The 5420-nt window shown below is 69.6% G+C and carries 6 protein-coding genes and 1 pseudogene; 4 read left to right on the forward strand and 3 right to left on the reverse strand.

Annotation, left to right across the window (positions count from 1 at the left end; translation table 11 throughout):
- Nucleotides 1–606: pseudogene (locus G6030_RS03705) on the forward strand (hypothetical protein); the annotation flags it as partial.
- Nucleotides 607–613: 7 nt separating this feature from the next.
- On the opposite strand, the gene G6030_RS03710 reads toward G6030_RS03705, so the two are convergent.
- Nucleotides 614–1549: a hydrogen peroxide-inducible genes activator gene (locus G6030_RS03710; RefSeq protein WP_063973060.1), complete on the reverse strand. Its 936-nt coding sequence runs from the start codon at nucleotides 1547–1549 to the stop codon at nucleotides 614–616.
- 153 nt (nucleotides 1550–1702) lie between these two features.
- On the opposite strand from G6030_RS03710, the gene G6030_RS03715 reads away from it, so the two are divergent.
- The 3 genes from G6030_RS03715 to G6030_RS03725 all read left to right on the forward strand — a co-directional run bounded on the left by G6030_RS03715 (nucleotide 1703) and on the right by G6030_RS03725 (nucleotide 3946).
- Nucleotides 1703–2299: a peroxiredoxin gene (locus tag G6030_RS03715; protein WP_063973061.1), complete on the forward strand. Its 597-nt coding sequence runs from the start codon at nucleotides 1703–1705 to the stop codon at nucleotides 2297–2299.
- Complete coding sequence (locus G6030_RS03720; RefSeq protein WP_063973062.1) at nucleotides 2296–2820, forward strand: carboxymuconolactone decarboxylase family protein; 525 nt, start codon at nucleotides 2296–2298, stop codon at nucleotides 2818–2820. Before G6030_RS03715 ends, G6030_RS03720 begins: the two co-directional genes overlap by 4 nt.
- Before the next feature lie 175 nt (nucleotides 2821–2995).
- Entirely contained in the window at nucleotides 2996–3946 is a 951-nt protein-coding gene (locus G6030_RS03725) for a hypothetical protein (protein WP_241724133.1), read from the forward strand.
- Nucleotides 3947–4097: 151 nt separating this feature from the next.
- Here G6030_RS03725 and G6030_RS03730 read toward each other — a convergent pair whose 3' ends face one another.
- The gene (locus tag G6030_RS03730) at nucleotides 4098–4835 is read right to left on the reverse strand and encodes a DUF3159 domain-containing protein (RefSeq protein WP_082904445.1); all 738 of its coding nucleotides are present in this window, start codon (nucleotides 4833–4835) and stop codon (nucleotides 4098–4100) included.
- Nucleotides 4822–5229: an OB-fold nucleic acid binding domain-containing protein gene (locus tag G6030_RS03735; protein ID WP_063973064.1), complete on the reverse strand. Its 408-nt coding sequence runs from the start codon at nucleotides 5227–5229 to the stop codon at nucleotides 4822–4824. The genes G6030_RS03730 and G6030_RS03735 overlap by 14 nt, the downstream gene beginning before the upstream one ends.
- Nucleotides 5230–5420 lie beyond the last annotated feature (191 nt).

The following is a 5420-nucleotide window of genomic DNA, read 5'->3' on the forward strand; positions in this document are numbered from 1 at the left end:
TGCGGAGACCGGGTCTCCCGCGCCCGTGCGGTGGTCGCGGCCACGGCGGGCCGCCGCGGGGCCACGGGGTGCTTCGGCCTGCACGAGTGGGCGATGCTCTATCGTTCCGGCCGCGACGGCGTGCGCCACGGGCAGGTACCCCTGCGACTGACCCACGAGCGGATCGACGAGATCGTCCGCGGCTCGCGTCTGCAGTGCACGCACTTCGACGCGTTCCGCTTCTTCACCGACGACGCCGTGCCCCTCAACCGGGAGCCCCTCACGCGGGACGGGCAGGTCCACGACGAGCAGCCGGCGTGCCTCCATGCCGGGATGGATGTCTACGCCCATACGGCAGCCCTCGAGGCCGGCGCACCGGGCGAGCTCCTCCTCGACGCCATGCTAGCCGCGTTCGACGCCCGCGAGGTGGACATGCGCTCCTCGCCCTACGACCTCTCGGCCTGGGGCCTGACGCCGATACCGGTGGAGACCGCCGAGGGCCGCGCCGAGTTCGTCGCCTTCCAGAAGCAGTGGATCGCACGCACCCAGGTGCTCCGTTCGCGGTTCCTGGCCGCGGTCGACCACGTCGAGCGACTCGCGGGACGGGTCCCCGTCGGCGCACGGTGACCGGCCGTCACACGGGTGTCGCGCCGAACTCCTGCGCGGCCACGTCGGCGACGACACGGCCGAACTCGGCGTAGGCGTCCGCCCCGGCGGTCGCGGTGCGCAGCACGAGACCGATCGTGCGACCGGGCACCGGGTCCGCGAACCGCGCCACGGCGATCCCGGGGTCGCGTGTCTCCGGACCCACCGCGGATTCGGGCACGATCGTCACTCCCAGTCCTCCGGCGACGCACCGCACCGCGGTGGTCAGGGACGCGGCGCGGGACTCGCCCCGCCCGAGCACAGGCGCGGAGACCCGGCGGCACAACTCGACCGTCTGCTCGCGGAGGCAGTGTCCCTCGTCGAGCATCAGCAACGGCTGGTCGACGAGGATCTCCAGCGGCAGGCCCTCGCGCCCGGCGAGCTCGTGGGACGCCGGCACGAGCAGGGCGAACGGCTCGGAGTAGAGCGGCGTGGCGGCGACGCCCATCGCGTCGGTCGGGACCGCCATGATCGCGAGGTCGATGACGCCGCTGCGCAGCCCGTCAACCAGTCGGGACGTCTGGTCCTCCACCACCCGCGGCGTCAGGTCCGGGAACCGCTCCCCCAGCGCCGGGAGCAGGCCGGGCAGCAGGTACGGGGCGACGGTGGGGATCACGCCGATGCGCAACGACCCGAACAGCGGCCCGTCACTGCCCGCGGCGGCGTCGGCCACCGCGTCCATCGCGGTCACCGCTGCGCGGGCGTACGGCAGCAGGCGGTGCCCCGCGGGCGTGACGAGGACGGACCGCGTACTGCGCTCGACCAGGTGCAGACCCAGTCCGTCCTCGAGCGTCGCCAGAGCCTGGGACAGGGAGGGTTGACTCATGCCGAGCTCCTCGGCGGCACTGCGGAAATGCAGGCGCTCCGCCACGGCGAGGAAAACCCGGAGCTGCATGAGGCTCGGGACGAACCGCTGATCAGCCATGCCGATCAGTGTACGGCCGTCGATAACCCGAAGTCGATGATTATTCGCACGTACCTATGAGTGATCTATGTCTCATCGACTTTACCTCTCACAGGGAGTGGGGCATAGTCGGGCCTGGCCGTCCGACTAACGCCAAACCCTCAGGAGGATCACATGGCTCTTCTCACCATCGGCGATCAGTTCCCCGACTTCGAACTCACCGCGCTGAAGGGTGGTGACCTCAAGGAGGTCAACGCGCAGCAGCCCGAGGATTACTTCGAGACGATCACCAACCAGTCCTACGAGGGCAAGTGGCGCGTGATCTTCTTCTACCCGAAGGACTTCACCTTCGTCTGCCCCACCGAGATCGCCGCCTTCGGCAAGCTCGACGAGGACTTCCAGGACCGCGACACCCAGATCCTGGGCGGCTCGATCGACAACGAGTTCGCGCACTTCAACTGGCGCGCGACCAATGACGAGCTGAAGACCGTGCCGTTCCCGCTCCTGTCGGACATCAAGCACGAACTGATCCGCGCCCTCGGTGTCGAGAACGCCGACGGTGTCGCCGATCGCGCGACCTTCATCGTCGACCCGGACAACGTCATCCAGTTCGTCTCGGTCACCCCGGACGCCGTCGGCCGCAACGTCGACGAGGTCCTGCGTGTCCTCGACGCCCTGCAGTCGTCCGAGGTCTGTGCCTGCAACTGGCAGAAGAACGATCCCACCAAGAACATCAACAAGATGGACATGCTGCAGGAGGGCATCAAGTGAGCATCGAGAACCTGAAGTCCGGACTCCCCGAGTTCGCCAAGGATCTCAAGCTGAACCTGGGCTCGCTGGCGCGGTCCACCGAGCTCAACGAGCAGCAGCTCTGGGGCACGTTCCTCGCGACCGCCGCCGCGACCCGCTCGGCGACCGTCCTGTCGGAGATCGCCGACGAGGCCCGCCAGCACCTGTCGGACGAGGCGTTCAACGCCGCGCTCGGCGCCGCCTCGATCATGGCCATGAACAACGTGGCCTACCGCGCCAAGGAGTTCCTCGGCGACGACTACACCCAGGTCCGCATGGGCCTGCGGATGAACATCATCGCCAACCCCGGCGTGGAGAAGGCCGACTTCGAGCTGTGGTCGATGGCCGTGTCCACCATCAACGGCTGCGAGAACTGCACCGCCGCCCACGATGACGTCATCCGCAAGGAGGGCGTCACCAAGGAGCAGGCCTGGGAGGCCGTGAAGATCGCGGGCACCGTCGCCGGTGTCGCGCAGGCCGTCGAGATCGACGCCAACATCTGACGCTCACCTCTCCGGTGACCGTAGGGCCCCGCTGACGAGAGTCAGCGGGGCCCGGTGTGTTTTCGCCGAATGCCTCATGGTCCGCGAGTTGGACCTCGTGCTCACGCCGCTGCGCAACTAGGTTCGGCAGGAGAGCCGTGGAAGAGTCCCGCGGCACCGAGCGATGGAGACGGCGATGACCACCGGAGGCACCCCACCCGGGGACGGGTACCCGAACGACCCCTACGGTTCCGGACCGGACCAGAACCAGGGCCCCTACGGCGACGCGGGCTACGGCCAGCAGCCTTACCCGGGCCAGGGTGGCTACGAGCCGTACCCCGGGCAGGGCGGTGGCTACGAGCCCTACCCCGGGCAGGGATACGGACAGCCGGGTTATGAGCAGCCGGGTTACGGCCAGCAGGGATACGGCCAACCGGCCTACGGACAGCAGCCCTACGGCGACCCGGCGTACGGCGGCTACGGCCAGCCGGGGCCAGGCGGGGCCCCGGCCATGGTCGGCCGGGTGTCCCCGACCGGCGCGGTCAGCGCCGGCTGGCAGATGTTCAAGAACAACCCGGGCCCCTGGCTGCTCATCACCCTGGCCAGCGGTGTGGTCAGCGGGATCATCAGTGCGTTCTCCACGGACGAGTCCGGGGCCGTGATGTTCATCGCCCAGGTCCTCTCGTTCGTGGTGAGCCTGCTGCTCCAGGCGTTCATCGTCCGCGGCGCCCTCCTCGAGGTCGACGGCCACAGGCCGTCGTTCGGCGACTTCTTCAAGCTGCACAACTTCGGATGGTTCGTGGTCGCCGCGATCCTCGTGGGCATCGCCACCTTCGTGGGTGTCTTCCTCCTCATCGTGGGCGCCTTCGTCGTCGCGTTCTTCCTCTACTGGACGCAGTACTTCGTCGTCGACCGCAACATGACGGCCACCGACGCCATCGTCTCGAGCTTCCGCGCGATCAAGTCGGACGCGGGCAACCTGCTCGCGCTGGCGCTGCTCAACGTCCTCATCATCATCGCGGGCACCCTGGCACTGCTGGTGGGTCTGTTCGTGGCCATCCCGGTCACCACGCTCGCGTCGGTGTACGCCTACCGGGTGATCACCGGCCCGAGCGAATTCTCCCGCGCCGCGACCGCCGCCGCCTGATCCACCGCCGCCCGATACTCCACCGCCTGATCCGCGGTAACGGCGCGACGTGCCCCTGAGATGACGACGCCCCGACGGCCGAGTGGCCGTCGGGGCGTCGTCATTCTCGGCGCGGTGTCCTCTCCGGCGTGGTGTCATCTCCGGCGCGGTGTCATTCCCCGCGCTCGGCGTCTCCCGGCGACTGCCCGGCGACGGGGTTCTCCGCGTCCTTCTCGTGGGCCATCGCGCGACGGACCGCCCACACGGTCCCGACGAACGCGACCAGCGCCAGTGGCCAGCCCATCCCGATACGCGCGGCGCCCAACCAGTTGACCTCGTCGTTGAGGTACAGGACGTATTGCAGGACAGCCCGGATAGCGAACAACGCGGCCCAGAAGCCCGTCGCCACGGTGTACCACCGGCGGGCGGGCGGGATCCGACGCCAGGCCATCCCCTTGCCGTCGAGGAAACCCCAGATCACCCCGACGAGAGGCCACCCGGCTATCGCCGACAGCGCGAACGCCGACCCGTACACGGCCTGGGTGATGATGCCGTAGAGGAAGTACCCCTTGGCGTCTCCCGTCCGCCAGGCGATGAAGACACAGATCGCCACGCCGATGAACCCGGAGATCGCCGGCTGTGGGTTGTCCCGGCGTCCCAAGGACCAGGCGAGCATGGCGACCGCGACGCCGAGGGCGCCCCAGATGGCGGCGGTCAGGCCCCAGAACGCGTTGACGGGGACGAACGTGAGGACGGGGATCGACGAGAAGACGAGCCCCCGGACACCGCCCATCTGCTCGAGCACGGACGCGTCGGGATCCCCGAACGCGGTCTTCCGGCTCGCCACCGACTGCCGCCCGGTGCCAGCGCCGGTGTCCGACTCCCCCGCTGCCTGCTCAGGCTCTGTCACGCGATTCCTCCACGGTCCTGCACGGCTGCCCGTCGAGCAGCTCGTAGCGCGGGTTGTACATGATCCGGTGACCGTCACGGACGCCGACCCGGCCCGTCACACGGATGAACCGGCCGGTGTCGATCCCGGGGATCGTGCGCCGTCCGAGCCAACACACCTCGATCGCGCCGGTCCCGTCGAACACCTCCGCGGTCATCCCGAGGAAATCCGATCCCCCGCAGGAGAGCACGGTCCGGATGCGCCCGGTCAACGTCACGCGGTCCCCTCGCGCGACATCCGCGACGTGGGTGCACCCCGTGCGCTGGACGCGCACGGCGAGATCCGCCGCGTCGAGGGCCTCGACGGGGTCGGTGAGTCGGGCGGTCAGGTCCCGCAGGACCCTGGGGAAAGGCATGGTCAGATCTCCCTCGGCCGACCGGTTCCGGTCACAGGTCGTCGTCCGCGCCGCGGAGCCGGTCCATCGCGCTCCCGTCCCTGCGGGGCGTCGCGGTGCCACCGGTCGACGACGCGGCCGTCGCGCCCGACGACGGGGTGGCCTGACCGCCGCTCTGCGGAGCCCCGGCGGCGCCGACGGACGGTGCGGCC

The sequence above is a fragment of the Dietzia sp. E1 genome, assembly GCF_014145015.1.
GTDB classification, from domain to species: Bacteria; Actinomycetota; Actinomycetes; order Mycobacteriales; family Mycobacteriaceae; genus Dietzia; species Dietzia cinnamea_A.

Excerpts from the sequence above, each read along its gene's own strand:
- G6030_RS03710 (WP_063973060.1), bottom strand. The coding sequence starts at position 1,549 with ATGGCTGATCAGCGGTTCGTCCCGAGCCTCATGCAGCTCCGGGTTTTC.
- G6030_RS03715 (WP_063973061.1), top strand. The coding sequence starts at position 1,703 with ATGGCTCTTCTCACCATCGGCGATCAGTTCCCCGACTTCGAACTCACC.
- G6030_RS03725 (WP_241724133.1), top strand. The coding sequence starts at position 2,996 with ATGACCACCGGAGGCACCCCACCCGGGGACGGGTACCCGAACGACCCC.
- G6030_RS03735 (WP_063973064.1), bottom strand. The coding sequence starts at position 5,229 with ATGCCTTTCCCCAGGGTCCTGCGGGACCTGACCGCCCGACTCACCGAC.